The organism is Thalassospira profundimaris (genome assembly GCF_003326755.1).
Taxonomy (GTDB): Bacteria; Pseudomonadota; Alphaproteobacteria; order Rhodospirillales; family Thalassospiraceae; genus Thalassospira; species Thalassospira profundimaris_B.
In genome coordinates, this window is sequence record NZ_JPWH01000055.1 from 1 (window position 1) to 4,769 (window position 4,769).

A 4,769-nucleotide genomic window follows, 5' to 3' on the forward strand; every position below is an offset into this window, starting at 1 on the left:
TCAGCGTCACCGTCGCGCCATTCGTCACCGTCGGTGCATCATTGGCCGGGTCTACCGTAATGGAAGCCGTATCCGTTGCAGTAGAAAAGGCCGTCGCATTGCCGGTCGTTGCCACCGAAACCTTGTCGCCCGCGCTATCGCTGCCGGTCTGATCCCAGGCGTGATAGCTGATCGAGGCCGTGGTGGCATTTTCACCATTGGGCACAAAGCGCACTTTGTCCGTTGCCCGCAACAGCAATGCCTGGCTTTGCGAAACTTCGCCCACATCGGTCCAGTCCGTGCCGCCATTCAGCGAATATTGCCATTTGCCATTGCCACTGGTCAGACCATACAGCGCGATCCCTTGCAGCGCCCCGCTATCGATATCCGTCACAGAACTGTCAAGGATGTCGGCCACCGTCTGGCCGCCATTCGTCGTGGCGTCCTCGCCAATGCTCGTCAGGGTGGGAGAAGCTGCCGTCAGGACAGGTGCATCATTGACATCGCTGACCGTAATAGAAGCGGTATCGGCGGCAGAAGAAAACGCATTTGCCCCGCCGCGTGTCGCCACGGAAACCTTGTCTCCCGCACTGTCGCTACCGGTCTGATCCCAGGCATAATAGCTGATCGAGGCCGAGGTGCCATTGTCCCCGTTGGGGACAAAGCGCACTTTGTCATTCGCGCGCAACAACAAGGCCTGACTTTGCGAAACGGTTCCGACATCCGTCCAGCTTGTGCCGTCATTCAGCGAATATTGCCACTTGCCATTGCCACTCGACAGATCATACAGCGCAATCCCTTCCAGGGCCCCGCTATCAACATCGTCCACCGACGCGCCAAGGATGCTGGCAACGGTTTGACCGCCATCCGTCGTTGCGTCTTCGCTAATGTCCGTTAAGGTCGGCGTGGCTGGCGTCAGAACCGGGGCATCATTGTTCGAGGTAATGGTCGCACTAACGGTTGCCGTGCCGGATGAAAATGCGCTCGCCCCGCCGGACTGGCTGGCATCCGCCGTGGAAGTGTCGCTATTGGTCGAGGCGATGCCAGAGGTTTTGTCCCAGGCCTTGATCGACAATGTTGGCGTTTCGCCATTTTTACCATCGCCCTCAAACCGGAGTGCGGTGCCGCTGGCCAGCAAAATCGCTGATTCCGGGCTGGCCGATGTGATCGTGACCCAGGTGACTTGATCGGTGGAATATTGCCAGTGACCATTCCCCGTCAGGCCGACAATGGCGATCCCGTTTTGGGATGTACCATCGGTATCGCCATAACCGGCCGATGCCAGAATATCTGTCACAAAAGCAGAGCCGGTACGGGAATCCTCGCTTGTGCCATTCACCGTAACCGTTGCGCCATCAGTAAGGGTTGGCGCGTTATTTTGAATGGCATCAATATTGATCGTGCCGACCGTGACTTCGGTTGTGTTATCGGCGGCCTTGACGGTGATGGTGGCAATGTCGTTCCCCGAGATACCACTTGCCGTCGTATATTTGATATTCGAGGCCGTCCCAAGATAGGTGTTAATGTCGGCAATATCACCGGAAAGCGTAATTTCGGTATCGCTGACTTTGGTTGCCGTAACACCATTGCCAATGGATGCCCCATTGGCAGGAGTTGAAAACGTTCCGGCAGAAAGAGTGAGCGTTACGGTCAGGGTTGTGCTGTCAATATCGGCGAAGTCGAGCCCGGACAGATCAAGATTGCTTTCAATATCGGTATAGACGCTCACGTCACTTGGCACCGTCGCCGTTGGTTCGTCATCAACGTCAGTCACCGTGATTGATGCGGTGTCGGTTGCAGTTGAAAAGGCCGTTGCATTGCCCGTGGTCGCCACCGAAACCTTGTCGCCCGCGCTGTCGCTGCTTTGATCCCAGGCATGATAGCTGATCGAGGCCGAGGTACCATTTTCCCCGTTGGGGACAAAGCGTACTTTGTCATTTGCGCGCAGCAACAGGGCCCCGCTTTGCGAGACATCGCCCACATCGGTCCAGCTTCCGCCATCATTCAGCGAATATTGCCATTTGCCATTGCCACTGGTCAGACCATAAAGCGCGATCCCTTCCAGCGCCCCGCTATCGGCATCCGCCACAGATGTGCCAAGAATGTCGGCCACCGTCTGGCCGCCATTGCTGGTTGCGTCTTCGGTAATCTCGGTTAATGTCGGCGAAGCAGCCGTCAGAACAGGCGCGTCATTCACCGCCGTGACATTCAGGCTGATGGTACCATCGGTCGGGCCAGCTCCCTGCGCGTCCTGTATGTGACTGGTAATGGTAATATTCTGATCCCAGTTTGCTGTGGGGCTAAAAGCGACAGCTGCGAGGGCGGAATTGACATCGGTCTGCGACCCTGTCACAGACCAGACACCCGTCGCGGCATTAAAACTGGAGGTCGCGCTGCCGAAAGTTCCCGTCGTCAAAGTCCCGGCATCTTTGTTGCTCAGGGTCAGTGTCGCGGTGATTGTGTCCCCGGAGTCCGCATCGTTAACAACAATATCATCCAGGGCAACGCTGCTGGCATCTTCGGTGTAAGATTTGGTCTGGGTCAGGTTAGAGGCCGATGGGGCACTATTGGAGGCGGCAGGAGTAAAAACAATGGTGTCATAAACGGCGCCGCTACCATTGGTGTAGGAACCATTAACCTGGGGATTTTCACGCTCTATCACAAACTCCGTCACGTTTGTCCAACCGGAAAGATCAACAGTCTTGCCAACTGCGGCCATCGACGTCCCAGCTGTTTTGGCAATTGTCACCTGAATATCAGCGCCGCTACCGTTAGTGACTTTAAAAGTCACCGTCATGGGAAGTGTTGATCCTGGCTGCTGGGTAATATAAAATGATGTCAGATCAACAGCACCATCAAAACTGAAAGTGTCCTTCGTCCATGAGCTTGCGCCATTATACAGAACCTTTCCATCCAATCCGGCACCACTTAAACTAGTAAGACCAATATTGTTGTTACTATTTACATTACTTGAATAAGTAAGTGTCACACCATTAACTGTAGAAGTAACGGGACTACCGCTGCCGCCACTGGCGTTTTCAAAGTCATAGGTCGAGGCCAGCGTATGGGCATAGGCTTCCCGAACCTGACCGGAAATACCGATTGCGGTTTCAATCTGGCCGCGGGTGGTTTCAAGAACCCAGTCCCCGCCAAGATCGGCTGCACCTGTATCATCACTTGAGGCCGCCACATCCGCCGATGTCAATTCGGCAAACCGGTCAACAAAGGCCTGACCAGCGGCATCCGCGCCAATGTCACAGCCATAAAGCAAAATATCGCCATCATTTGACAGGGTCGCACCAATTGCCGCAAGGGTATCGGCGCTGGCGTCAAGACCGCTTGTGGTGATGGATTGCCCGCCAAACTGCAAAATACCCTCTGCACCATGACTGATGATATGCAGTGCATCAATATCACTGCGACCGGCAAGTGCATCTGCAACCGATTGCAGGGTCGCCCCCTGATCGAGAAGAATCACATCAATATCGGGGGAAAATCCATCAATGATTTTCTGATAATCGGCAACAGTCGGATCGACAATGACGACTTCCTTGCGACTGGCCGGAACAACATGGTCCGACACGTCATCGGAAAGCTGGGCTGCGTTATCAGTAGCTGGCACATCACCCTGCCCTGAGGACGCATTATCGCCCTGCGGCGAAGTGGTTTCCGTACCGTTCGTTTCACCAGCCTGCTGATTATTGCCATGCGCGTTGTCCGCCTCGGCTTCCGCCTGCGCCTGATGCGCGGCTTCTGCACCTGTTGCGGCACCTGCCGCATCGAACATGTAACGTGGCTCCAGGGCCAGCGGCACAATAGACGAAAGGCTGTGGAGTTTATGACCACGTGCCCAATATTTTGAATATGCCATTGCAAGCCCCCCGGTCACGACAATCTATCCGTGTAAAATAGTCACATTGGATAGCGTGTGGCAATCCTTTATCAATTAAAAGTTATCCAATGGATGTATAGAAACCGAGTTTCCTGCCGTTTTTCCCACCCATATGTCAGAATCTGTCAGTTTTTAATCTCACAAAAGCTCATCATCAAAGATGATCAAGAGTTGTCTTCCCCTAGATTCACTCAATAATCAGCCGAAATTTTCGAACGTTGATACAGAAAATGTATCACAAGCATTCTCGATGCGCGTCTTTGGCAGGTACAGATTGTTACGCCCGCAACAGGGTGCTTTTCCAGGGTGCATACTTTCTCACAAGCCCGAAAAATTTCAATCTGACCGAAAACTTGTCCGCAAGTCAGCAGCAATTCTGGTGCCTGCGCCAAAACATGGTGTCTATCAGACAGATGTATTCGTTTGGGATTTTTCACGTCCCGGCAAGCGATGGCAAGAGACACCTGATTGCCCGACACAGGTCAAGAACGCCTGAAACTATGGCTATTGAGGATTGCAATGCCAAAGACGACCCCAAAAAAGACCGAAGACGGCTTTATCGACACCGCCCTGTTGGAACATCAGCACTTTGATGACCTGATCGGGACGCTGTTCACAGCCAAAACCGAAAATGTCAGCGTCAAGCTGAAGCTTGTTTCCTGTGATGTACACCCAAAGGGAACACCACCGGGCGCAAGACGCGAGGCTTTCAGCCTGATTTTTGAAGGTCAAACCAGGGACGCACTTCTGAATGGCGACGGAAGCTATGCCCTGGAAAACCCCGAACTGGGACAAATCCGGGCCGCCCTTGTTTCTCCGATTATCACGCCGCCAAACGCGAAAGGGCAACTTTATCAATTGTGCTTCAACTAGGCTCAGGACCTATTAATTTTCGCTC

The 4,769-nt window shown here is 53.7% G+C and carries 2 protein-coding genes; one reads left to right on the top strand and one right to left on the bottom strand.

The features are described from left to right. A partial coding sequence (locus TH25_RS24400) for a DUF4347 domain-containing protein (RefSeq protein WP_147253099.1) occupies positions 1 to 3,850 on the bottom strand: 3,850 nt, incomplete at its 3' end. A gap of 540 nt (positions 3,851 to 4,390) precedes the next feature. On the opposite strand from TH25_RS24400, the gene TH25_RS24405 reads away from it, so the two are divergent. Next, positions 4,391 to 4,744: a DUF6916 family protein gene (locus TH25_RS24405; RefSeq protein ID WP_114090838.1), complete on the top strand. Its 354-nt coding sequence runs from the start codon at positions 4,391 to 4,393 to the stop codon at positions 4,742 to 4,744. Positions 4,745 to 4,769 lie beyond the last annotated feature (25 nt).